We start from the raw sequence: 22852 nt of genomic DNA, 5'->3' as shown, positions 1-22852 counted from the left end.
GCAGAAACGAAAAAGCCCGCAAATTAGCGGGCTCTATTCGGAAATGAAATCTCCCTCAGGAGCTCGAACCGCTTTTGGCGGTAGTGCTATCGCCTTCAACGGCGTCTTCGGGGGCATCTGCCACGCCCTTCGTATCCGTACCGAGCTTGAGACCATACTTCTCGATCAGCTTCTCTTCCTCGGCTAGCTCGGCCAGCGTGTCCTCGAGGTCATAGCCTTGCGCCGTCAGCACCCTTGATCGGGTTGTGAAGCCATTCTGTACACCCTCGATGTTTGCCTGCATGTCTTTTTGCGGATCGACCCAGGGCCATCCGCGCGGATGCCATTCGATCTGCGAGCAAACGGTGTCTTCGTCCCGCACACTCAAACTCAGCCGCCCAGAAAGGATTGCCTGCTGGAGCCACATCTTGAAGACGCGCTTGTGGAAGCTTTCGATTATCCACTTCTGCCGCACTCGCCACATGTCACGCTCATCAAGCAGCCCAGCGCGGATCGAGGAGAAGTTAACCTCGCCCAGGTCGCTCGTTAACGATGTATAAGACACCCCCAGAGCTGCCGCGATGTCACGTTTGCATTCCTTCACGAACGCATTGAAAGCGGTGGAAGGGTGCTCCGGGCTGAACTGCTTAAAATCCTGGTCGCCCTGGATCTGCATGAATCCACCAGGCTGCGCCTCGAACTTCACGGTGCCGTCGGCATTCTGCCCGTCGCCCTCAAACTCCTCCGTGCTCTTGTTGATGAGCACACCCATCTGGCACGCACCAACGCGCGCTGCAGTAACCTCCGCCTCCATATAGCCGCGGAGCATGTTCATCTTAAACATCGCCGGCGCTGCCCATGGCTTACCGCGGGTCTGCAGAGCAGAGTCCGGCAGATATGCATGAATGCAGCCTTCGGCAGGTACACGCACGCGCGCCAGAGGGCTATTGCTCCACTCGTTCGGATGACGCGTGAAGAGCCAATAGGCGAGCGGCCGCCGGTACTTATCGACCTCGACGCCCATTCGGACCTCACGGCCACCGCCCAGGTTCTCATCAAAGAATGTATGGTCGAGCTGATCGACATCCACGAACTGAAGCGCAAACCCCCACGGGTTATCGGCTGGGCGCATTAGCACGACAAACTCGCCATCCATCGCCGCTGTACGCACCAGGAGCCTTTCAAGCTCATCGAAACTGAGCAACCCATCGACCGTACAGTTGCCGCGTTCGCACCAAGCCTTCCATTCGTCCGAGATCACCGTGTTCAATGAGTCGGCAAGACCGTCACCGCGCAGGTTCTTCACTTTCGCCTGCATCCGGACACCATGTTTGCCGATGATGTTCACGGAGCATAGGTCTAAGAACTTCGTCATGGTTGAGTCGTTATCGGCGAGCTCGCGAGAGCGCGAGCGAAGTTTCCGGAGATCGGTCCATAGCTTCTGATCGCGACTGAGAATTGAGGTCGCCCAGTCAAGTGTGAGCCGGCCGACTTGAGCAGCCGCGAAGTTTCGCTGCGCCGAGACGCGCTCCTCACGTCGCACCAGTGCCAGTTCGCGCGCTTCCTGCTTCTGGCGTTCGGCGATCGAGGCCTTCGCTTCCGATAGGTCGAGAACACTAATAGCCATTTCTGAAAAGGACTCCTATCGTCTGCGTTGGTGGAATTTCGCCACGGCGGATCCGGATGGCACGTACACGCTTCTCATACGTGGACCGCATGCGCATCAACTCCGTCCACGAGTAGCGATTGAGGCGGCGACCGGCGATCTCATACTCCTGGGCGTCCTGCGATGCCTTACCGCTGAGCATGGAAATGATAGCGTCGAGAATCTTCTCGTCAGGTTCGCGGTCATCGAGGCCGCTGGTCTGATTTTCGAGGTTTGGAAGGATCTCTGTGATGCCCTCGGCGACGGTGTAGCGGTTCCCGTTCGCATCATGGATGTAGGCCTGCCAGCGGTACGACCCGGGCTGCCATGCGGCGGTAGTCGCTGCCGGCACCGTCACGACGAAGTTATTCGGTCCATTTGCGACCATCGAGCCGCCGACCGGGTACCCAGCCGACTGCCCCAGGAAGATGTATGAGAGGGAGAACCCACTTCCCGGCGGGTACCTGTCAAATTGCCGCTGCCACGAAACCGTATCACCAGCCCGGATCTCATCCGGCTCCGGTACGGGCACTTGCGGCAGCGCTTGCGGGTCGAGGTTTATCGGGAAATCGCTCACGATTTAGACATATGTCAACTCGTCAAAAACCAGCAAACCAACGACATGGTGCCTGTTATGATCGGCTCTTTGAGGAGTGCAAATGAGCGCAAGCTACGAATACCAGGATTACCATTTAACGCCACGCGGCTGGGAGAACGGTTCACATAGAGAGGACGGCACTGGAAAGACGAACGTCGAGCCTCCGCCTGACAGGGTGATGACAACGCGATGGGAAGAAACCTGGAATATTGGCGCCAAGGATATAAAGAAAAGACTCGATGTCACTTGGAAGTCGGACAACAAAGAGGCAATTGAGAGCTTGATAGCCCAATTCGGGGATAGCCCTCGTCAACTTTAACGCCAAGCGTTAACCCACCCTCCGGCAGAAGGTCGCGACGGCCGATTGATTGCGATCTTCTGCTTAAGCTGCTCGGGCAAATCCGCGAGTTGCTCGCTTGAAGCGCCCAAGATCTCCTTCACGGGATCAGGAACCACAGCCGCTGCAGTCGCCTGCCTCTTCAGGTGGTCAGCCCAGCGATCGAAATTTGGCTTCAGTCGTTCCAGTGCAGCCATCGCATATACGCGAAGATCCAGCGCTTCATTTCTATCTCGACGCTTTTTCCAGCGCTTTCCGACGGCCATGTTGCCCTTGTAGACGGTCGCAAGCTCTTCGGAAGCGAGCTGCAGGAAATACTCTTCGTCGGCCCAATCAGCCACAGGGAAGTGGCAATAGCCTGGGCCTTCCGCCTCAATCTTTAAACGGTTGTAGAACGACTCCTTCGCGGTATCTACTCCGACCGTATAGAGCGCAACGCCCAGCTCATTCGAAGTTGTGGGACGGCTGAGCAGCGGACGCGCCACGCCAGCACTGTTCGCGCGACCGACGCAGGCATAGACCCGGCGCTTCTCATTCCGCTTCGCGAACGCATAAGCCTGCTTCGTGTGGTGGCCGGCAGAGTCCATCATCGTGCAGCGAATGCGAAGTGTCACCCCGTCTTCACGCTTGAATGTCCGCTGCAGCCATTCTTCAAGCTCTTCCCATACTCCATTCTCACCAGGCGAACCGTTGAAGATTCGGTGGTCGAGTGCCCAACTTTCTTCACCGAGGCCCCATCCTATAGCCGCGGCCTCGAGGCGATTGTCCTGCACGTCCACCGAGGCGGTGACAATGATCACGCCCTCGGGTGCCTGGCAATGGGCGAGGTAGTCATGTTGTCGATCGCGGAAGAGATCCTTTTCGACTCGATCGCCCTTTGGCTCGAATGTCTCAGCAAGCTTGCTATTTACAAACGTCTTCAGTTCTTCGACCGAGCCTTGCGCATCCAGCCATTCGCGGATGAGATCTGGCCAAGTAGACCAGGGGGAGTACAGCGCATTCAGATGAAAGCCTGCGGTCTTTCCATCGTCGCTGACGGCAGTCTGCTCCCATGAGCCGTTGCGGATCATCTCAGGCTTGTCGGCTTCGGTAATCTCGCAGCCAGCACCGCTGCATACGTAATAGCATTCGTCGGGCCGGTGCTCCGTCAGTTCCGGATTGCTGCGCGGCGATGGCCAGCGGAGCATACCCCACTCAAGAGTCTGCTTTTCTCCACAGTGGGGGCAGGTCACGAAGTATCGGCGCTGATCGCTTTTCAGAAATGCGCGCTCTATTCTCGACGTGCCTTTGATATTCGGCGTCGAGGTGAGGATGATCTTCCGGTTCCAGAAGGTGGTGGTACGTGCGACCGCCAGCTTAACCGGATCGCCTTCAGTGCCGGCGGAAACGTCGTACTTATCCACCTCATCGCATAGGACGATGCGGATGGGGCGAGACGCCAGCGATGATGGCGAGTTGGCCCCAGAGAGCGCCAGATAGCCGCCAGGGAACTGCTTGTGCAGGAGCGTGTTGCCGGAGTCCCTTGCCCGCGGATCGCCGAACAGAGGCTTGAGCGATGGCGTATCGCGAATCATTGGGGCGATGCGGTCTTTGGAGAAATTCTCAGCGGCCTCGAGGGTAGGCTGCACAAAGAGAATCGGTGAAGGATCTTGGTGGCAGAAGTACCCGACGACATTCAGCAGGCCAGCAGACTTCCCACTCTGAGCCGGCCAGATGACCACGATCGTCTCAATCAGTGGATCATTCACCGCATTCATGAAGCCGCGCTGGTATTCCGCGGTCGCCGTAATCCACTTACCAGGCTGGGCAGACGACTCTTTCGGCAGGACCGCGAAGCGGTCGGCCCACTCGGACACCTGCAGGTCCGGAGGCGGAACGAATAGCGCAAGGCCGGCAGACACTGCCGACCCGAGGGCCTCGAGACTCTCAACAGAGCTCTCAAAGTTCATCGACAGCCCCCGCCGTCGGCGCGGGCGCCGACTTCTGCCCGATCGTGGCGAGCTTCACACAGAGATCACGGGCCTCAGCATCGAGAATTGCCCGAATCGCGTTTTTGTCCCGAACACCGTACAGCCGCGTGATGAGCTTCGAGGGCATTCCAAGAATCGCTTGTTTCAGGGCGGTGGCGACTGCGGCCACACTCTTCTCGACATCGGACACGGCGACTACATAGCCACGTTCCTGGGCCAATTTCAGCTCTAACCGGTCGGCTTCGGCGATTGTTTTTCGTTGAATTGCCTGTTCGAGCGTCTCGCGCGGCTTAATTTCCGTTTCCGCGTCCTTATTTGACACTCCGTTTCCGTCATTTCCGCTCTCGGCGATGCGGTAATTGACGTACCACTTGAGTGCTTCGTGCCAATTGAGCAAGCGGCCACGGCCAGCCTCCTGAAAAGGTAAGCCGTTTTTATTCATCCAGTTACGAACAGTCTTTTCCGAAACGCCGAGTAGCTCCGCGACGTCCGGAGCAGTCATCACGTCGAAATTTTTCGGCTGATCACCCTTCGGCATAGGCGGAAACGGAAACGACTCCCAAAAGTTCTGTCGCTAGGCGGCTCAAGCGCTGGCGCGACACCCCCAAAAGCGTCGGCCGGGGAAGGACCCTAACCCCTTTGATGTCAACGTTAAGGTCCGTCTTTCACATGTGACACGTCGTGAGTTCACATCACCTGCGACGACGCTGCATCGCAAAGATGAGCACACACCCCAACAGATAGGCCAGTGCGCACGCCATTGATGCACCTCCAAAAGGTTGGGCAGCTGACCAAGCCGTCTTACTCGATGCTCGACGCTCATGCGCCAGCGGATGCGGTCTGCGTCTGCCCTTGATGTGGTTTGTATGCGATCTAGGCAAAACGCAGCAAAGGCCAGAGCATTTGACTCTGGCCTTCGTCGCAATCACATGAAGAACTTCAGGGGTGCCCATGATGCCAGCAGCCACAGTAGTGGCACTCGTACACCGCTAGCGTATCCCAGCGTCCATTATTGCGCGGATGACAGATCTCGCCGCGCTTCATCATGTCGAGCGCGGCGATGGCTGAGTTTTCGGATGGATACTGATCCTTGCCGGCGCAGCTCTTCTCAAATGGCGGAAGCGGGCGAACCGGCATCTGGCCTACATGCTGTGTCGAATTCATTCTGCGCTCCAGGGTCGATCGAGGTCGCGTTCGTCGATGAATGCTTCCAGCTCAGACTCGGGAATTGCCGGCCGCCGGGTTCGAAGCACGGCCAAAGCTAGAGCTTTGGAAGAGTAGACTCCCACGATCCCGTCGTCGTACCAGTTTTTGCTCACAAGTACAATCCAAAGCTTCATTAAAAATACGATGCGGGAATCGCCGGGCATCGCACCCGGCTGGCACGTCTTGTGCTGTCACCCGGAGTCGGCACCGGTAGCCCCGCATGGAATCCGCCTTCGGCTCCTTTGATCCTCAGGTCGGAAGTTCATCCATGCAGCTTGGAAGCTAATTCACCGCAAACATCGCCATCTGATCGCGCACAGCCACCACGCGGAACATCTCTGGCACCTCGAACAGCGCTTCGGTGTCTTCCGGCTCCTGATGCGATAGAAATTCGAGCCGCTCGAACGCTTCATCCGTATCGAAGTCAGCGTTCTTGTCGATGCGATCGAGGAAAGCGACGCGATGAGTGTCTGCGTCGATGCCGAGCCAGTGGCAGCATGCATCGAAGCCCACATACTCGCGATTTCCACCTGTCAAATCTATCGGTTCTGACGTAGCAAACCAGTCACGCGCAAGCAGCGCTTCGTCAGTCGGCTTACTGAACGCATCCACTTGGAGCGCTTCGTGCAATGTGACCGTGATGAAACGGAAGTAGAACTGCATTGCCGGGTGATAGTTCCACTCGGGCCGGCCTTGCTGCCAGCGGTTGACATCGATCGTTTTCGCCCTCATCGCCATCTTTTGTCTCCTATGCTCGTTATTGCCACAAACCCTTAAGATTGAGCTAATTGCGACACTTTGAAATGTGAAGCATCGCGAATTTACACAGTGACTTTCGCTTTGTGTTCGCCTACACTGCTTTCATGTTTCACAGCCCATCAAGCCGCCCGCATGACTTTGTGGTTTGCTGTAAGGGCTGCCAGGCAAACATCCCGGCGCCCGTGCAAACCATCCCCGACACTTGGATCGCCGCGAAGTGTCCGCTGTGCGGCGACCACCGCCGCTATCTACCCGCAGAGATATTCCAAGGCAGGCTTTCCTATCAAATTCAGCGCACCAGGAGCCCGCGTGTTTGATCCGGACGCGCACATCCCGAAGCCGAATAAGACGCTGATCTACTACGGCGCCTGCATCATAGCTGGCATGCGTCTTGCGCGAGCAACGCAGGTGAATACGCGGGTACTCCCGACCATCGCGGCGATCAACGAATCCGTGGAGCTGTCGCACGAGATCTTCAACCGCATCTTTCGAAGGGTCCCCGCACAGATGGGGGACAATCATGGAACTGACTGAAGCACTGAGATACAACAGTGAAATTATGTTCTGTGAGGTGGGGAACAGGTTCGCACTGGACTTTATAGCCGCGGCCCAGGGAGCGATCCTCGGCGCCATGGGCGCGCAAACTCTAGCCGAGGCGGAAACTGCAACAAACACTCCGCTCCGGAAGTTATACTTCCACTTCGCCAACTGTCCGAACTGCCAGGAGGACTGAGCATCGTGGATCCCGAAAGCTTCCAAATCCGATTTTGGCGAACGTCGTTCCTGCCCTACGCACCTGTACAACTCCACTACGTAATCCTCGGAGAGGAAGGCATTGCTTGGCCCAAGAGCGCGGTCCCCGGCGAAAAGGATCGCAACTTCGCGAGCCTGGAAGACCTCGAACTGAAGCTGAAGTGGGTCAAGCTTCCCATCGATCTGGGCCTGGACGACCAAGTCGTCCATTCGGTGACTCGCGACCAACTGAAAAAGCTCGGCTTCAAGGTCGAATTGCCGCCGCAGCCGCCAAAACCTTACGACCAAATGAGCCCCAGAGAAGAGCGTGCTTACAGGAAGGCGCTGTGGGCCCGATGGACACAGGAAAATATCGAAAGCTCGACTCCGTTCGAACTCTACGTTTACGGAACCGGCCAGGTGCCCGACGACGGCCCATTCGATGGCACGCCTGAAGTGCGCGAAATACCGTATGACCATTGCAGCTATCTGGGACACGTCGATTGCCCCGGCATCGTCAACGAGGGGCGCTACGTCATCTCGCGTTGCACCTGCGCGCACCACAAAGCAGTTCACTGAGGGCCTATGTGCGGAAGGTACTACCGAAGAAGCGATAAGCAACGCATCGCTGAGGCTTTCCAGGTGCGTGACCTGGACGTCTTCGATCTCGAGCTTTCGCCCAGCTACAACATCGCACCGGCCACCAGGCAGCCCGTCATCCGCCTTAATGACCAGGGCTATCGCGAACTCGCCGTCATGCGCTGGGGACTTGTGCCGTACTGGTCGAAAGACTCGAAGCCAAGCTATGCGACTATCAATGCGCGTGCCGAGACCGTAGCGACCAGCCCTCTCTACAAAGAACCGTTCAGACGCCGGCGCTGCCTCATCCCCGCTGACGGATTCTTTGAATGGAAGAAACTTGATGCCAAGAATAAGCAGCCCTTTGCTTTTGGCCCCATCCGTGGCGGCGGGTGGGCCTTCGCAGGCATCTGGGATCGCTGGATCGACAAGGCGACCAGCCGGGCGCTCGAAACCTACTCGATCGTTACCACCGAGCCGAACGAGATCTCCGTGGATGTCCATGACCGAATGCCGGTGATTGTGTCCCCCAAGGATTATCAGCGATGGATGGAACCAGGAGATCCGCAGCAACCGCCGACAGACCTTTTGAGGCCGTTTCCTGCTGACGAGATGAAACTCTGGCCGGTCAGTCGGGATGTCGGCAACGTGAACAACAACCGGCCCGAATTGATCATGCCTGTTCAGTAGGGACATCGATTCTCCACGGTATCGGCCTTAGGTCGCCCTTGAGATAGAGGGGATGAGAAGGGGTTCCGTCTGCACAGAGCTTGAGTACGTGTGCCTTCTCTGGATAGGCGTCACGCACTCGCAGCGCATACTCGGCACCGAGATTACGGATAGAACGGTGTGGCAAGCCATAGGCGAAGATAATCACCGCCGACATCTCCGCCATATCGAGAAGGTGATTTAGGTTATCTGGGCCGAAAGGGTCAACTGATGCAAGCTCTCGTTGATCGGTGGCCCGGTAAGCAAAGGTGTTGCCCACCAGGAGTGTGCCGAATCCCCAGTCGGTGGCGTAACGCCTACATTTCGCGACAGTAGGATCATCGAACATCGGATCAGCCGTGCTCGGATTCATCATTACGAACAGCACAGAAGGAAGCGCCTCATCCCAGACCCTCTTGAGCTGATAGCGGTACTCATCGTTCATGCCGCCAAAGATCGCAGAGCCCTTGACCCAGAGAGGTAGCGGCAGCAACACCTTGCCGCCAGGATCGTGTGCCATCACAGCACCTCGACCTTCTGCGGCTCGGGGAGAAAACGTTCCAGGTATTCCCTGATGTACGGCAGCGGGTCGTCGTTCGGGGCCATGTCTACTCTGTCGAACAGCCCCCCAAGCAGGCGCGCGCGGTCTCCTTTTAGCTGCTCGATCTCAGCCCGCAGGCCCGCGACCACCTCAGCGCTCTTCGCGAGAAGGTCTTCATCTACCTGCTTGGCGTTGCGTAGGGTTTCGAGGACTGCCCGGATTACTGCCCTGTTTCCGGCGATGCGTGCCCCGGTAAAGCCTGTCGGCCCGTGCTTCGCTTCGTTGTAAGCAGTTTGCTCGATGGTCCGAAGATTATTAAGATCTTCGCGCTGTGTGGTCCAGCAGCTCCAGCCGCGCGCCTCCAGGTAGTCGGCCAGTAAAATAGTTGCGCGTTCCACCAATTCGTCGCCGCGCTGCTCTCTGTAGTCGCTCATGCGACACGAGGTGAGCTCCTCGTTTGAAGCGCGATGCAGCCTCGGAACGCGTTGCCCCATCTTCAGGCGCAAGTATTCTTCGAGTGTCGCGTTCATCGGGTTGTGAAAGACCATCGCGCTGTCGAACCACACAAGCATTGAACCCTCCCTGTCAACGACAAGCTCGGCATTGTTGGCGCGAATCTCATCCACCTCCAGAGCGGACATGGTTATTCCCGGTCGGCCTTTATAGTCGCTCATGCGACACCTCCGTCAATGCGCGCCTGCTTTGCCCTCTCGACTCTCTCAATCCAATCCGATACATCCACCGCAATATCGTCTTCCCACCAGGCAACAGGGCCGGCCGACTTGATCGCAGCGTTGAGGCTATCCAAGGACTCCTGCACTGCGTCCGGAAGCTCATGATCCTCCGGCAAGTCGTCTGCCCAGTCACCCGGTTCGATTTGACGAAGATACCCAGGCTTGCATTTGCAGAGCTGAAGGCTTCGCGGGTCTTCCGAATCCGCCATGTAATCCATCAGATCGTCTTCATCGAAGAAGAATCGGTCATCGTCGAAAATTACGAGCGGAGTTTCACCGTCCCACTTCTCCACGGGAAAGGAGTTGAACTTATCCTGACGCCGGCGATGTTGGCAGGCACTGCAATAGGACTGTGTTGGGTAGATTGCCCCACACCCATCGCAAGTCCGTTCAGTCGAGCCGTCATACCGCGCTGTCCGCTCGTCGGTTCCGAAGAAGCGACCCTTCGACGAAACCCAGCCTTTAACATCAGTCCGATATGTCGCAGCTTCCGGACTATCGAAGTGGATTGCCTTTTTCTCTTCCATCTCACTTACCTGCCTTCCTGGCGCCGTTGTGCGCCGACCAAATCACCACTGCCAACATCCCGAGATAGATCACGCCTGCCATCGCTCTCTCAGCAACCTCGCCCTGGATGGGAACCGGCTCGCTATCTCTGCCACTGACCAGCCGAAATCCTCCATCCACTCACTCACACATTTCAGAAACTCTTCTTCGTCCTTGCGCCTCTCCTCCTCGACCAGCTCTCTTCGCTTAAATTCGGCCTTTACGGCCCTCGCTCGTGCGTGGACGACTGCCAGGGGCGGAAAGGCCGTCTCGCCGTCTCTACGGGGCTCCAGCGCAATCCGCTTCACTGCTTCCTTGACGACTTCAATTGGGAACTCCTGCAGGTGTTTCACGTAGAGCTTCTGTGTCTCCTCGCTCACCGAAGCCTGTCGCGCTTCCGCCAGTCCCACCATCAAGCTCAGCCATAAGCCCAGCGAGTGCCGCTTCTGCTGCAGCGCGATTGCCGTTGGTTCTGTCCTGGGCACGATTGCCGCTTCCATGCGAATACCCTCCATTCGCGCCTGCACGAGGCGCACGGTCCTGCTCCCGGCGGAGCCAGTTGTCGATGAAACGCGTCATTCCCGAGCGCGTTTTTCTGTTTTTGGGATTGCTGATCAGCCAGCTCTTCATGCTGCGAAACTGCTGGTCAATGTCGAGGGCAGGATAGAAGCCACGCCACTGCACGAGATCGTCTACGGTGATTTCGAAGTCAGATCCGTCGATTACAGGAAGAGTACCGGCGATTTTCGGCTTAGGAGCGGTCGGCGCAGAGCTTGCCTCTGCGCAAACGTAGTTGTCTTTGTTCTTACCTACACCAACACCTACACCAACACCTACACCTAGCGGAAATTTTCCGCACTCTTCAGAAGTGTTCTGAACTGTTTCGCGCTCTTCAGAATCCTTCTGAAGATTTCCGCATGTTTCGGAAATCTCATGGAATGAGTCAATTGCCAAAGAATTACTGCGGATCGTTTCAACATAGAGCGCCTGATACCGTTGAAGGGCGGCCTCGTCGGGCGCAGGACTTTCGCGATCAGCCTGGGTCTTGAAGCGCTTCAACGCCTTCTGGGGCGTCATCCACTGGCCCCACATTGCACCATTCGGCGCGCGGTAGACAAACAGCAGGAAGTTATCCTGATATTCCTTGATCCACGCAGAGAGCTGCTGTGGCGTGGGCTTCTTTCGGAGCGATGCATACGCCTTACGGAGAATCCCGGCGGCATTCAGCTCGACTCGCCCAAAGCCATTCGACAACAGCATCAGGCGCGGCCAGTGTAGCTGTGCTTCGTCTGAGCAGTTAGCAAGCCGCTCGCCACTGAAAAGGCCAGCTTCGTTGATGATCACCGTACACCCCGCGTTCTGGGGGATTGCGATGGGCGCTCTCTCTTGTAATCCATAGGTGATTCCTTCTGCTTGTGGTGCCTGGATTCAGGAGCTGGGGCTGCGTTAGCCCAAACTCAAAGCTGCTTCAAACTGGGCGACTGCTGCCGAAGAGCACTGATGGCCCGCTTGCGCGCCGTGTATGCTCCCTGCTTGGTCAATCCTGTGTTGCGAACCACTTCCGCATAGTCCAGCTCACGGAAATAAAGGTCCTCGATCATCGCTCTCTGGCGAGATGGAAGTGCATTCACCATGGAGCGCAGGCCGGCATACTGCTCCATGCGCAGGAGCGACTCTTCTGGATCGAGCCCGTTCCTGTCCACAAGGGTGCTGACTGCCGGCGGCCCGTCTCCCACTGGCTCATCCAGGGAGAGTTGCGGAGCCGACTTGAGCCGGCCGACAGCCGTACGCCAGTCACCGCGGTTACGAAGCCCCTGCAGCATCTCCGACTTGATCCGGGGATACGCGTAGGCTATGAAGGGAATCTCCCTGTCGGCCCTATAAGAGCGATATGCCTTCATGAGGCCCACGCATCCGTCACCGACCAGATCGTCCATCTCGATGCCGCTGGGTAGCGTTACGTACAGGGACCAGGCGATCTTGCGAACAACATTCAGGTACTTCTCAGGGCATTCATTCACAGCGAAACTCCAGCGGTTTGAGGTTTATTCCCGGCGGCCAGAGACATGAGGTGTTCAACGCGGTCCTCATCTTCACTTTCCGGTCGCCCTGCATTGCTCTTCCGCGGCGCGAGCTTCGGACCAGTCTTCCGCGTCCAGATGTCCCGCACCCCTTCGAGGACAAGGGTCGCATCGTATGCACCATGGACTACCCGATCAGCGAGTGCTGAGTTGTCGTAAATCACCGGCAGATCTAGCAGCATCACCGGAACCGTGGGATGCCCAAGGTCTATGGCGTCCAGAAGGGCATCCGTCGCAGCCTTGGCCGATGCAGTGCGCCCCTCATGGATAACCACTACGCAGCGATAGGAGTTTTCGTCCAACTGCAGGTCCCAGCCGTCGTTGAGGTGTCGAATGACTGATACAGCGCTGTCGGTTTCGACAACGTTGGCAATCAACCGCGTGCGAAGCAGGAACGCCACCAGGGAGCGTTCCGCCTCGATTAGAGAGTGGACAATGATGCGCTTGGCCGGTCTCACTTGCCCCCCAGTCGCATCGGCATAACAACGTGCAGCATCTCGACACCGGCATCCGTGCGGTAGGTAAACAATGCCGCACTCCTACCGTCGCCGAACCGGAACTCGACGCTTCCGTCCACCAGTTCAAGGAAGTCGCGGATGTATTCGCCATTGAAGCCCACGCTGACCTTTTCCGCGGGGCCGCCGAGGATGTCGATCTGCTCTTCTGTCTGGCCAAGATCCTTCGCCGCGCTCGAGATACGCAGAGTCTCCTCTTCGATGTGCAGCGCGAGGGCGGTCGCTTCCTTGTCCGTGAACACCAGGCAGCGTTTCACGGATTCGAGCACCGTGGTCACATCGATATGAACCGATGCGCCTTCGCCCTTCGGAATCACTGCGGAGTAATTGGGAAACTGGCCGGCGAGCTTGCGGGTGCTCAGCGTGCGGTGGCCGGTGCGGAAGAAGATTGTCTCGGGCGTTTCGGCGACCAGTACCACCTCCGCGGTGCTGTGCTGGGCGAGGTATTGAAGCTCCGCAAGTGCGTCTACGTGCACCAGAAGCTGGAAGGGATGATGCGGCAGTTGAGCGCCGACATTACGAACGATAGTGAGACGGTGACCATCGGTAGCGACCATCTCTAGCGATGTACCATCGATCTTCACCAGGGCGCCGTTGAGGACGTACCGCGATTCCACATTGCTGATCGACGGAGAGACCTTCTTGATAAAGTCCTGAACCATCGAGCCACCGAGCCGAACTAAATCGTCCTGCGGCATCTCGGGCAACTGCGGGAAGTTCGATGCGGCGAGCGCGACCATCTTCGTTTTTGCGCGGCCGCAGCGGATGCTAACCCATCCGTTGTCTTCCTGCCGGATCGTTACCTCTGGGCCATTCAGTAGCTTTACGTAGTCGTGGAGCTTGCGGGCCGGGATAGCGCACTTTCCACAGTGACGCACCTGAGCCTTTAGGCTTGTCGTAATGCTCTGGTCAAGATTCGTAGCCTGCAGGATTGGGTCTTCACCCGGCTCACTGGCATCGAGCAGAAGGTTGGCGAGGATGGGGATGGTCGTATTGCGCTCTACGACGCGCACCAGGACGGAGAGCTCTGACATCAGCTCGGCACGGCCAACGACAATCTCAAGCTGCGTCGCGCTCTGCGCACTCACAGCAGTTTCAGTTACGGGAAGAACCTCGGCAGTAGCCATATTCACCTGGACTTCGGGTTAGGGGTTGGGTCGAACACCGAGATAGTGATCTCAGTGCGAGGATTGAGCCAATCGCGACGGACTTCTGTCTCTACCCGCTTGGCGCGCGAATCGTTAGTGAATGCGCCTGCTGTCTGCAGGGCATCGAGAATGACCTTGTTGAAGTTGTCAGCGTCTCCACGCTTACCCTTGGGCAGATAGATCACCGACTCGACCAGGTAAGCTTTCGCCTTCGGCATCTGGCGACCGGCGAGCACGTGCGCAACATCAGCCTTGAAGCCGATCGCAGCGGGGCGCACATAGAAGCGACCCGTACGGCGATTGAGGCCGCGGTAGTGATTCACGCTGGGCGGGATGCCGCGGACGGTGAGCCTGATCATGCGATCACCCCAGCACCATCGCACTGCTCACACGTCTTGCCGAGGTAGTCTCCCCACCCCTCGCAAGGAATGCAGGCACTGCGCGTCAGTCGGTCCACCATGGCGATGCGCTCACCGATCTTGCGCACGACCGGCACGGCCATGCTGTTGCCGAGCATCTTGTAGCGCGGCCCGTCGGCCATCATCCTGCCGCGATAGGGAACCAGCGTGAAGTCGTCCGGAAATCCCTGCAGGCGCTCCGCTTCGCGGGGCGTTATGCGGCGCACGCGCCAGCCGCTGAGTACGGCGTTTACCAATCCGACGTTGTTTCCGGGGGTAGCTCCGTTGCTTTCATGCCAAGACGAAGTGAGCGTGTCTGCGACATCCTGCAAAACATAGCTGCGTGAGGAGCCCCCATCGGCTGCGCGAAGACTTGCCAGGTCTGAAAGCTCCGGCATCGCTCCGCCGTCACGGCCGCGCAGATTCATCGCCACGGCGACCTGACCACCAGCATTCGCATGGCTCTTGTCGTGACCCATGCTGCGAAGCGTCGGCGAGATATCGCCTGCGTCCGCTCCGTAGTCCTTGCAGGAGAAGGCGATTGCGGGAACATGCGCCTGCGCCGCGAGATGGTGACAAGGATCTCCAATCTGCGGATTGCTGCGATTCGTGGGGCTGGTAATGTGCGTGGTGTCGAATGGAATAGGAACAAGCGGCGTACCGCGTCCAGTGCCGTCTTCGCTGGCGTCGAAGCCGTCCGCGCGAAGAGTATGCGCTGGCTGGTCAAAGAAACCCCCAGTCACCACATAGTTGTCCGTGGTGGGATCGCCGCCCTTCACCTGATGCGTGGTGAGGCAGTTCGCAATCTGACTGCCCCCCCCCTACGATCAGTCCGCCGTCGCAGTCGAAGTCCGTGCCGAGTCCACCACCGCCCGAAGTGCGAGCGCTAAGAGTTGGGGCAACGTCTTCCCGCGCTTCGCGGCGCGGCGCAGGATGCCACCGCAGGCTTTCGCGCTCAAAAAGTACTTCTGCGGCACGTCGCCAATCTCCAAGATGTCCGACAACGAACACACGCTCGCGTCGCTGAGCCACTCCGAAGTACTGAGCGTCAAGCACTCGGTAGGCGAAGCTATACCCGAGCTCGCCCAGCGCCCCGAGGAAGGTTCCAAAATCCCGGCCTCCGTTCGATGACAAAACACCGGGGACGTTCTCCCACACCACCCAGCGGGGCCGATAGCGACGAGCGATTCCCAGATACGAGAGCATGAGCCTGCCGCGTGGATCAGCCAGCCCCTTGCGCTTTCCGGCGATGCTGTATGACTGACAGGGAGTTCCTCCGACGAGAACATCGAGATCTGCATAATCGGGCCATTCCTCAAACTTGGTCATGTCGCCCAGGTTGGGCGTATCGGCGTAATGGTGCGCGATGACTGCCGAAGGAGCCTTCTCGATCTCAGCGAAGGCAACAGCCTTCCAGCCGAGAGGCTTCCATGCAGCAGTGGGCGCGGAGATTCCAGAGCAAACGTCGAGATATTTCACGGGCTAGAGTCCGCAGACACCGCAGCGCGCGGAAACCGGCCTGGGTGTCCAATCTGCAGGGAAATGGAGAATGGTGTAGCCGCCGCAGGCAGAGCAGTTCGTCTGGTACTCGATACCGACAAACTTCGACTCAGAGAGGCAAAGCACATCAGAGCGGCGATCCGGAGTCAGCCGCACCGTATAGTTGTGCTTCGCGTAGTCGGGAGCGTAGCGAGGATTGCCGGGCTCGTAGGAGCGCCACACAGCGCGGGAACTCACGCGAAAGGCTACCGGTGTATCGGTTACTTCGTAGAGGCCGCGGGTGTATTGCTGGACCGGCGGCTTATCAGTAATTCCCATTTGATCTTCAGCTTTCCGATGGTTTCGAGGTGGTGGCACATAAAGCAGAGCCATCCCAGGTTTTCCGTCTTGTCGTTGCGTGAACCGCCGCCCATCTTGCGAGCATTGATGTGAGCTGCCTGGCCTGCGCGAAGGATCGAAGACATCACGCCCTCTTCGCGCTGTATCTCCTGGTCGTGGAGCGGAGCCGGTTCCCCGCAGTTCTCACAGCACCAGCCAGCCCGCGCTCCTACCGCTTCACGCTGCTTCAGCCACTCTTCCGAGTCCCTGCAGATCTCGACATGCTTGCCGTCTGACTTGTTCCAGCGGCTCACCCGACCAGGCCTGAGGCCCTTTGGCGGTTTCGGGTATGGGTAAATCATTTACCGTGCCTCCGAGTAGCGAAGAGCGCGAAGGCAATTAAGAATCGCGGGGAAGGTGCTCCGGCAGAACGACACACTGCCGGATTCAAGTTGGGCGTTCAAAACCCAGCCGGTTGCTATGCGGTGGATGTGCGGCTTCAATCCTGCACCTCCGCAGAGGGAGCGATCCGGTATTCGAAGAAGTGATCAGATTGCCGGCGCCGCTCGACGTTGTAAGCGCCGAACTTCGACTTACGCAGATCCCGCAGGCGAGCTGATACGCCGGGCTCGGTTGCATGGATGCCCTTACGCGAACGCAGAGCCAGGACGATCTGCGGGAGCGTACGCCACACGTTGTCGAGCATCAGCTCACGGATAGCCTCGAGCTGGGTTGATAGCCGCCGCTGATCAAGCATCGGCTCATAGGTTTCGCCGTCGAACTGCGCCAGCGGAACCGCTTCGGAGAAGAGAGCAATCTGTCCTTGCATCGCTACTTCGTACCCCCTGCCTGAGATATCGCGTAGACCCACGAAACAGCGCAAAGAAGCACAGCAACGACCACTCCCAGCATGAAGAACGTGGCTGCGGTGCCGTGCTTTCTATAGGGAGCATTGGCCTTTTGCCAGAAGGCGTCGCACTCATCACAGAGCACCTTGCCCCGGCGCATCTGCGGCTGGTCGAGCACCTGCTCGCAGTGAGAGCACACCACCTTTGCCGGCTTGCTATGGAAGCGCGACATCAGGTGGAACATCTCCCCGAAACCATGGACAAGGGAGTCATCGAAGTGCAGCGCGAGCCACTCTCTCTCGCGGAAGTCAAATCGCTCAATTACGGCACGGCCGCAGTCGAGCACACGGAACCGGTAGGGAGTTACACCGGCCAGATTGAGAGCACGATGCCGAATGCTCATTCCGACCTCCATGTCTTCAACCCAAACGAAGCCCACGCCGGGTCGAACTCGCAATTTTGAGGAGCGCCTGAGAACATCGGGGCGATCTCGGCGTCCGTGAAACCCGCTATGCCGCATCCAACTCGGGTCACCCGAAACACGTTGCCGGGGTTTTCTGCCGCGTAGCGTAGGAAGCGCTCAACGCTCGCGCGTATGTCAACGAGATTCCGGGGAGAGATCTGCTCGTCCATTGTCGGAAGAGCATAGGACTGACCAGTGGGGCCTTCTCCGACGCCCAGTTCAGCCCCATAGTGGTGAAATGCGTGCGCAGCAGCCCCTCCGCCGTGCGCACCCACGAGATTGGATCCGAAAACAAAGATGGAAGAAGTCGGCATCATTTCACCGCCTTCACGGCAGCGCCAACGCCATCCACGCGATACGGCACGTTTGGCTCGATGCCATCTTCGCCGACATAGAACGTGGCAATGCGCTCACGATTTCCGTCCCAATAGCGGATATTGAGAATGCCGTAGTCGCCTGCGGTCGCCGTGCCGGAGTGGCCTGCGGTCGCCGTGCCCTTGTAGCCTGCGGTCGCCGTGCCGTAGTCGCCTGCGGTCGCCGTGCCCTTGTAGCCTGCGGTCGCCGTGCCGGAGTGGCCTGCGGTCGCCGTGCCGTAGTCGCCTGCGGTCGCCGTGCCCTTGTAGCCTGCGGTCGCCGTGCCGTAGTCGCCTGCGGTCGCCGTGCCCTTGTAGCCTGCGGTCGCCGTGCCGGAGTGGCCTGCGGTCGCCGTGCCCTTGTAGCCTGCGGTCGCCGTGCCGGAGTGGCCTGCGGTCGCCGTGCCTCCGACAACGCCAGTGCAGCCGTTAGCAACCAGAAAATCTGTAACAGTTTTCCGGTCACCGACGAGGGCGATCTCGCACCAGGGGAATTTCACTTTGCCGTCGAGCTCAACGACAAGGTCCGCCTGAACCCAAACAGCCATCCAGACAGCGTCCACTTCCCAGCTCAGAAGGCCCCCATCACCCTGGCCACGAAGTAGACCGTGCAGTCCGTGACCGCATTCCTTCGTCTTCTTCCAGTCCGGAGCTTCTACACGACCAGTCTTCGGCCATTGAAAGCCACCATAGGCCTTCATGTCTTTGTCGCAGGTACGTAATGCCAGCACCATTTCCGGTGCCACCTCGGCAGCCTTCACTGCCGTCTTCTTTGTCCGCTTCTTCGCTATTCCGGTAGAAAACGCTCGTTGGGAGCTGACCTTAATCGCCATAAATTTCCCTTGCAGTATTCGGATTACTGTCATACCGTACTGTCACAGTAGGTGTGACACTGAGAGGGACATTAAGGCTGTTTATTCCCGATGTCAACCGAAAATTTCAGGTATTGGTGAAAACTATGGCGAACCTGCAAAGAGGCGAAGTATCACACCATGATTTTCCTGTGGCAGCGCTGGAGAAGCACTACACAGCACTGGAAGTGGCGAAGATCTGGGCGGTCAGCGAGCAGACCGTGAGGAGGGTATTCGGGAAAGAACCGGGCGTGCTGACGTGGGGCAGGGAGGGGAAGGTTGGTAGGACTGGTTACATGTCGATGCGGATCCCGGAGAGCGTCCTGATCCGGGTCCACCAGCGCATGCGCTCACGCTGACCAGGATGCGCGCACACTATTTTCGAGCTGAGTCATTCGAGCCTCAACCCAGGGCGCGTAGTGCTTCTCCGTCATTGACACATTGGAATGGCCGAGCAGTTTTGAAACTTGATCCAGCGGAACGCCCGCGAGCAGCAGCTCGACTGCAAATGTATCGCGCAGCATGTGAGGGTGGGCTCGCTTGCCCGCGAAGTGCTTAGATGCGAGCCTGCGGAATGCTTTATGGAAGACATCGGCTGCAGTCTCTTTCTTTCCGTTGCCGCTCCAGAAGTAATAATCGGGATGAGACGCCATGCCGGGCGGAACGTTTTCGAGGGCCTCGAGAACCTTCGATGGAAGCGGAACACGGACAGGTGTACCCGTCTTCATCTGGTAGAGCATCAGTTGGCCATTAATGACACGCGATCGCTCCAGCGTGACAGCGTCCGTGATTCGCAGGCCGCTCCACCGCATCAGCAGAATCAGCGCATGGAGACGCTTCCCGCCACGGTGATCATTGCGGGCATCGCTGGCCAATGCAGCATTAAGCAGCTTCTCCATCTCCTTTGGTCGGAAGTAGTTCGTCTGGGACTGCGCGACCTTAATTCTCGTGAGGCCCATCGCTGGGTTTTCCTTGATCCATCCATTCGCAACGCAAAAGCGAAAGAATTGCTTCATCCGGATCTGCTTGGTGTGCCGGGTGCGGGATGACTGATCTTCCCATGTGTTCCGGAAGGCGCGAAGCGCTGCGAGGTCAATTTCGGCGATCAGTCGGTAGTTCTCCTGGTTGCACCAGGCGAGAAATTGAGACTCGTAGACGGCCCGGAACTGACGAATGGAACTTGGAACCATTCCGCGGACTTCCGCATCTTTTAGATAATCGCTAACGGCCTCGTGCACGGTAACCCGCTTTGCGCGGTTAGCCACATCCGAGCCGGCATCTTCGATCTCTCGCTGTCGAAGGGTAGCCTTTTCCCAGCTTGAGGTCTTAAGAGAACGGCGAATATACTTACCATTATCAGTTGTACCTTCGACCCACATAGCGCATGAGCAACGTTTCCAAAAACGGTCAGACTTCTTGGGGCAATCGGCAGAATGGCGCCGGTAGAGCGTCAGCATGCACACCATCGTACATTGGTCGTACAAGTTAATTCAATACGATATAAACCTTTTGTTTTGAGGAGATTTAGCATGTATCCAGAAATTATGGTGATCCCGATGCGCGAAGAGCTGGTCCGCGCTGGCATCAAGGAAGCCCGCACCGCGGAAGAGGTCGATGCAGCGTTGGCCAAGCCCGGCACTACCCTCGTAGTTGTGAACTCGATCTGCGGATGCGCAGCAGGCAAGATGCGCCCTGGTGTTCGTCTCGCTCTGCAGAATGCCGTCACGCCCGATCAGGCGATCACCGTGTTTGCCGGCCAGGACCGTGAAGCCACCGAACGCGCCCGCTCCTATTTCGAAGGCCAGCCCCCCACATCTCCCGCTATCGCAATCATGCGTGACGGCAAGATGGTTTACCTGATGCAGCGCTTCGTCATCGAATCGAATCCCGCACAGGCTATCGCGCAGGAACTTGCACGGGCCTTCAACGAGATCTGCACGCCTGCTACCGCCTAATTTTGTTCTTTTGTAGCTGCAATAGCCCCGCCTCTGAGCGGGGCTATTGTTTTCTGTAGCGGAATACATTACCAATAGCGATCTTTAAGAATTGTGTTCGAAGAAAAGAGATTTCCGCGCGACGTTCTTGGCGCATCCGTGTTCAGTAGAAAAGACCTGGGCCAATGAGCTTCCCAGGTCGATTGAACTCTGAACGAATCAAGGAGAACCCATGAAGAAGAACCTTCTGATCCTGGCCGCTGCGGCGCTCTTCAGCACCGGCGCGGCGTTTTCACAGGTGATCGTGCACGTAAGGCCTCCGGCCCCGATCTACGAGCATCGCCCTCCGGCTCCCGGCCCTCGCTATGCCTGGCATGATGGTTATCATCGCTGGGACGGACATCGCTATGTCTGGATGCCCGGTGCATGGGTCGCACCTCCGCGTCCGGGTGTTGTCTGGGTACCGGGGCACTGGCGTGAGCGTGGCGGTGGCTGGGTCTGGATCGAAGGACACTGGCGCTAGAGACGAAAAGGCCTGATGCCGATGCATCAGGCCTTTCTTCATTACTTGGGAAGAGTACCGGGTTTACTTAGAGGAGCCGACCGGCCCGGCTTTTCGATAACTGCGGCCTCGCGATTTCAGCAGAAAGACCTGGCGGCACTGCCCACACTCCCATGGAAACATGCCAAAGCGTGGGTAGACATGCTCCTGAAGGAAGCCGTGCCGGCCGACGCGTGTCAATTCAACTTCGCTGCAGTTTGGACAGTTTTTTTTCTGTTTACTCATGGGCGACTAAGCTTACTACCTATTTCAGAGATGCACTGCTGAGAATTAATCCGGACAGGGACATTTTAAAGGTAAATACCACGGTACCCTAATGTTCCGAGCCGGTGGTCACATGCAGTCACTTATACACTAACTTACTCGGAAGTTACCTTGATATGTTACAAATTTACTGTACACAATTTTGATGCCGTCACATTGGCTCGGGTTAGCCAGGCTCAAAAATATTTCACTCAGACCATTTAAACTATTCCCAAGATGATACTGACCCTCGAATGGACCGATGAAGGGGTGCGCTTTCTCGATCAGCGTGTATTGCCGCTCGAAGAAACGTACGTACTGGCGAAAGATTACAACCAGGTTGCCGAAGTCATTACAACCATGGTCGTTAGGGGCGCACCGGCGATTGGTGTTTCAGCCGCGATGGGTGTCGCTCTGGGAGTAAGGCAGAGCAAAGCGGCCGATCTCAATGCCCTGAAGCCGGAGTTTGAACAGATCTGCAACACTCTGGCCGGGACGCGGCCCACTGCGGTGAATCTCTTCTGGGCGATCGAACGCATGCGCCAGCGTTACCTTGCGCTGGCGGCAGAGCCGGGTGCGACTGTTCAGTCAGTAGCGCAGGGCCTGAAGGAAGAATCGCTTCGCATGTACGACGAAGATATCCAGGCCTGCCGTGAGATGGGCGCTCATGGCGCTTCGCTCATGCCAACTGACGGCGGCGTGCTTACGCACTGTAATGCCGGAGCGCTTGCTACCTGCGGCTACGGAACGGCACTTGGTGTCATCCGCGCTGCGGTCGAGCAGGGAAGCCGCCTGCGTGTTTTTGCCGATGAGACGCGGCCCTTCCTGCAGGGCGCGCGCCTGACGGCATGGGAACTGATGCATGACGATATTCCAACCACAGTGCTTTGCGACAACATGGCTGCCAGCCTGATGCGCAAAGGGCAGATCAGCGCCGTGATCGTAGGTGCGGACCGCATCGCCGCAAACGGGGATGTCGCGAACAAAATTGGAACCTACGGCGTTGCCGTGCTGGCGAAGGAACATGGCATTCCGTTCTATGTCGCAGCGCCCTGGTCGACGATCGATGTGCAGACCGCGACCGGTGAGGACATTCCGATCGAAGAGCGGGCGCAGGTCGAGGTGACACATCATGGCGGCAAGCAATTGACGCCTCAGGGTGTAGGCATCGTCAACCCGGCATTCGACGTCACGCCTGCCAAATACGTCACCGCCATCATTACAGAGCGCGGTGTGCTGCGCGCGCCTTACGCGGAATCCCTGCGTGAGCTGGAACCGGCCGCTCTTTAGTCATCTTTAGGAGC

The 22852-nt window shown here is 57.9% G+C and carries 31 protein-coding genes; 7 read left to right on the top strand and 24 right to left on the bottom strand.

What is annotated here, in order from left to right; all coding sequences use genetic code 11:
- Positions 1-55: 55 nt before the first annotated feature.
- Together LJD29_RS03080 and LJD29_RS03075 are read right to left on the bottom strand one after the other, a co-directional pair.
- On the bottom strand, positions 56-1606 hold the full coding sequence (locus tag LJD29_RS03080) for a phage portal protein (RefSeq protein WP_446744290.1): 1551 nt from the start codon (positions 1604-1606) through the stop codon (positions 56-58).
- Positions 1596-2201 (bottom strand): hypothetical protein, encoded by a 606-nt coding sequence (locus tag LJD29_RS03075; protein WP_446744289.1) that lies wholly within the window; start codon positions 2199-2201, stop codon positions 1596-1598. Before LJD29_RS03075 ends, LJD29_RS03080 begins: the two co-directional genes overlap by 11 nt.
- Positions 2202-2283: 82 nt before the next feature.
- Here LJD29_RS03075 and LJD29_RS03070 point away from each other — a divergent pair, with 82 nt between their 5' ends.
- On the top strand, positions 2284-2541 hold the full coding sequence (locus LJD29_RS03070; RefSeq protein WP_446744288.1) for a hypothetical protein: 258 nt from the start codon (positions 2284-2286) through the stop codon (positions 2539-2541).
- Here the strand turns inward: LJD29_RS03070 and LJD29_RS03065 are convergent.
- The 4 genes from LJD29_RS03065 to LJD29_RS03050 form a co-directional block, all read right to left on the bottom strand.
- A complete protein-coding gene (locus LJD29_RS03065; protein WP_446744287.1) occupies positions 2538-4508 on the bottom strand; it encodes a phage terminase large subunit family protein in 1971 nt (656 codons plus the stop codon). The genes LJD29_RS03070 and LJD29_RS03065 overlap by 4 nt on opposite strands.
- Positions 4498-5067 carry a DUF1441 family protein gene (locus tag LJD29_RS03060; RefSeq protein ID WP_446744286.1) on the bottom strand — a complete coding sequence of 190 codons (570 nt, stop codon included), beginning with the start codon at positions 5065-5067 and terminating at the stop codon, positions 4498-4500. Before LJD29_RS03060 ends, LJD29_RS03065 begins: the two co-directional genes overlap by 11 nt.
- Before the next feature lie 401 nt (positions 5068-5468).
- A complete protein-coding gene (locus tag LJD29_RS03055; RefSeq protein ID WP_446744285.1) occupies positions 5469-5693 on the bottom strand; it encodes a hypothetical protein in 225 nt (74 codons plus the stop codon).
- A gap of 324 nt (positions 5694-6017) precedes the next feature.
- Positions 6018-6467: a hypothetical protein gene (locus LJD29_RS03050; protein ID WP_446744284.1), complete on the bottom strand. Its 450-nt coding sequence runs from the start codon at positions 6465-6467 to the stop codon at positions 6018-6020.
- 336 nt (positions 6468-6803) lie between these two features.
- On the opposite strand from LJD29_RS03050, the gene LJD29_RS03045 reads away from it, so the two are divergent.
- The 3 genes from LJD29_RS03045 (at position 6804) to LJD29_RS03035 (ending at position 8495) form a co-directional block, all read left to right on the top strand.
- Positions 6804-7028, top strand: a complete 225-nt coding sequence (locus LJD29_RS03045) for a hypothetical protein (RefSeq protein ID WP_446744283.1) — start codon at positions 6804-6806, stop codon at positions 7026-7028.
- Positions 7029-7232: 204 nt separating this feature from the next.
- Positions 7233-7805: a hypothetical protein gene (locus LJD29_RS03040; RefSeq protein ID WP_446744282.1), complete on the top strand. Its 573-nt coding sequence runs from the start codon at positions 7233-7235 to the stop codon at positions 7803-7805.
- Positions 7806-7811: 6 nt separating this feature from the next.
- Complete coding sequence (locus tag LJD29_RS03035; RefSeq protein WP_446744281.1) at positions 7812-8495, top strand: SOS response-associated peptidase; 684 nt, start codon at positions 7812-7814, stop codon at positions 8493-8495.
- Here the strand turns inward: LJD29_RS03035 and LJD29_RS03030 are convergent.
- From LJD29_RS03030 to LJD29_RS02945, 18 genes are all read right to left on the bottom strand, one after another.
- Positions 8479-9033 (bottom strand): DUF1643 domain-containing protein, encoded by a 555-nt coding sequence (locus LJD29_RS03030; RefSeq protein ID WP_446744280.1) that lies wholly within the window; start codon positions 9031-9033, stop codon positions 8479-8481. The genes LJD29_RS03035 and LJD29_RS03030 overlap by 17 nt on opposite strands.
- On the bottom strand, positions 9033-9728 hold the full coding sequence (locus tag LJD29_RS03025; protein WP_446744279.1) for a hypothetical protein: 696 nt from the start codon (positions 9726-9728) through the stop codon (positions 9033-9035). Before LJD29_RS03025 ends, LJD29_RS03030 begins: the two co-directional genes overlap by 1 nt.
- The gene (locus LJD29_RS03020; protein WP_446744278.1) at positions 9725-10315 is read right to left on the bottom strand and encodes a hypothetical protein; all 591 of its coding nucleotides are present in this window, start codon (positions 10313-10315) and stop codon (positions 9725-9727) included. Before LJD29_RS03020 ends, LJD29_RS03025 begins: the two co-directional genes overlap by 4 nt.
- 69 nt (positions 10316-10384) lie before the next feature.
- Positions 10385-10714: a hypothetical protein gene (locus LJD29_RS03015; RefSeq protein ID WP_446744277.1), complete on the bottom strand. Its 330-nt coding sequence runs from the start codon at positions 10712-10714 to the stop codon at positions 10385-10387.
- Positions 10659-11678: a hypothetical protein gene (locus LJD29_RS03010; RefSeq protein ID WP_446744276.1), complete on the bottom strand. Its 1020-nt coding sequence runs from the start codon at positions 11676-11678 to the stop codon at positions 10659-10661. Before LJD29_RS03010 ends, LJD29_RS03015 begins: the two co-directional genes overlap by 56 nt.
- A gap of 113 nt (positions 11679-11791) precedes the next feature.
- Positions 11792-12355, bottom strand: a complete 564-nt coding sequence (locus tag LJD29_RS03005; RefSeq protein WP_446744275.1) for a sigma-70 family RNA polymerase sigma factor — start codon at positions 12353-12355, stop codon at positions 11792-11794.
- The gene (locus tag LJD29_RS03000) at positions 12352-12873 is read right to left on the bottom strand and encodes a hypothetical protein (protein ID WP_446744274.1); all 522 of its coding nucleotides are present in this window, start codon (positions 12871-12873) and stop codon (positions 12352-12354) included. Before LJD29_RS03000 ends, LJD29_RS03005 begins: the two co-directional genes overlap by 4 nt.
- The gene (gene dnaN, locus LJD29_RS02995; protein WP_446744273.1) at positions 12870-14057 is read right to left on the bottom strand and encodes a DNA polymerase III subunit beta; all 1188 of its coding nucleotides are present in this window, start codon (positions 14055-14057) and stop codon (positions 12870-12872) included. The genes LJD29_RS03000 and dnaN overlap by 4 nt, the downstream gene beginning before the upstream one ends.
- Before the next feature lie 2 nt (positions 14058-14059).
- On the bottom strand, positions 14060-14437 hold the full coding sequence (locus LJD29_RS02990) for a RusA family crossover junction endodeoxyribonuclease (RefSeq protein WP_446744272.1): 378 nt from the start codon (positions 14435-14437) through the stop codon (positions 14060-14062).
- Entirely contained in the window at positions 14434-15219 is a 786-nt protein-coding gene (locus tag LJD29_RS02985; RefSeq protein WP_446744271.1) for a DNA cytosine methyltransferase, read from the bottom strand. The genes LJD29_RS02990 and LJD29_RS02985 overlap by 4 nt, the downstream gene beginning before the upstream one ends.
- A complete protein-coding gene (locus LJD29_RS02980) occupies positions 15200-15955 on the bottom strand; it encodes a DNA cytosine methyltransferase (RefSeq protein ID WP_446744270.1) in 756 nt (251 codons plus the stop codon). Before LJD29_RS02980 ends, LJD29_RS02985 begins: the two co-directional genes overlap by 20 nt.
- Positions 15956-15958: 3 nt before the next feature.
- Entirely contained in the window at positions 15959-16294 is a 336-nt protein-coding gene (locus LJD29_RS02975) for a hypothetical protein (protein ID WP_446744269.1), read from the bottom strand.
- Positions 16237-16656, bottom strand: coding sequence for an HNH endonuclease (locus LJD29_RS02970; protein WP_446744268.1), 420 nt, complete (start codon positions 16654-16656; stop codon positions 16237-16239). The genes LJD29_RS02975 and LJD29_RS02970 overlap by 58 nt, the downstream gene beginning before the upstream one ends.
- A gap of 137 nt (positions 16657-16793) precedes the next feature.
- The gene (locus LJD29_RS02965) at positions 16794-17123 is read right to left on the bottom strand and encodes a hypothetical protein (protein WP_446744267.1); all 330 of its coding nucleotides are present in this window, start codon (positions 17121-17123) and stop codon (positions 16794-16796) included.
- Positions 17124-17125: 2 nt separating this feature from the next.
- Positions 17126-17545, bottom strand: a complete 420-nt coding sequence (locus LJD29_RS02960) for a hypothetical protein (protein ID WP_446744266.1) — start codon at positions 17543-17545, stop codon at positions 17126-17128.
- The gene (locus LJD29_RS02955) at positions 17542-17919 is read right to left on the bottom strand and encodes an A1S_2505 family phage non-structural protein (protein WP_446745869.1); all 378 of its coding nucleotides are present in this window, start codon (positions 17917-17919) and stop codon (positions 17542-17544) included. The genes LJD29_RS02960 and LJD29_RS02955 overlap by 4 nt, the downstream gene beginning before the upstream one ends.
- The gene (locus LJD29_RS02950) at positions 17919-18791 is read right to left on the bottom strand and encodes a DUF7666 domain-containing protein (protein ID WP_446744265.1); all 873 of its coding nucleotides are present in this window, start codon (positions 18789-18791) and stop codon (positions 17919-17921) included. Before LJD29_RS02950 ends, LJD29_RS02955 begins: the two co-directional genes overlap by 1 nt.
- Positions 18792-19159: 368 nt before the next feature.
- The gene (locus LJD29_RS02945) at positions 19160-19999 is read right to left on the bottom strand and encodes a tyrosine-type recombinase/integrase (protein ID WP_446744264.1); all 840 of its coding nucleotides are present in this window, start codon (positions 19997-19999) and stop codon (positions 19160-19162) included.
- 339 nt (positions 20000-20338) lie between these two features.
- Between LJD29_RS02945 and LJD29_RS02940 the strand changes: the two genes are divergently transcribed.
- The 3 genes from LJD29_RS02940 (at position 20339) to mtnA (ending at position 22838) form a co-directional block, all read left to right on the top strand.
- The gene (locus LJD29_RS02940; RefSeq protein ID WP_446744263.1) at positions 20339-20764 is read left to right on the top strand and encodes a BrxA/BrxB family bacilliredoxin; all 426 of its coding nucleotides are present in this window, start codon (positions 20339-20341) and stop codon (positions 20762-20764) included.
- A gap of 211 nt (positions 20765-20975) precedes the next feature.
- The gene (locus LJD29_RS02935) at positions 20976-21266 is read left to right on the top strand and encodes a YXWGXW repeat-containing protein (protein ID WP_446744262.1); all 291 of its coding nucleotides are present in this window, start codon (positions 20976-20978) and stop codon (positions 21264-21266) included.
- Positions 21267-21785: 519 nt separating this feature from the next.
- Positions 21786-22838 carry an S-methyl-5-thioribose-1-phosphate isomerase gene (gene mtnA / locus LJD29_RS02930; RefSeq protein WP_446744261.1) on the top strand — a complete coding sequence of 351 codons (1053 nt, stop codon included), beginning with the start codon at positions 21786-21788 and terminating at the stop codon, positions 22836-22838.
- Positions 22839-22852: the final 14 nt, after the last annotated feature.

Source organism: Silvibacterium acidisoli (assembly GCA_022870745.1).
Lineage (GTDB): Bacteria > Acidobacteriota > Terriglobia > Terriglobales > Acidobacteriaceae > Silvibacterium.
This window is presented reverse-complemented; position numbering and strand designations above follow the sequence as displayed.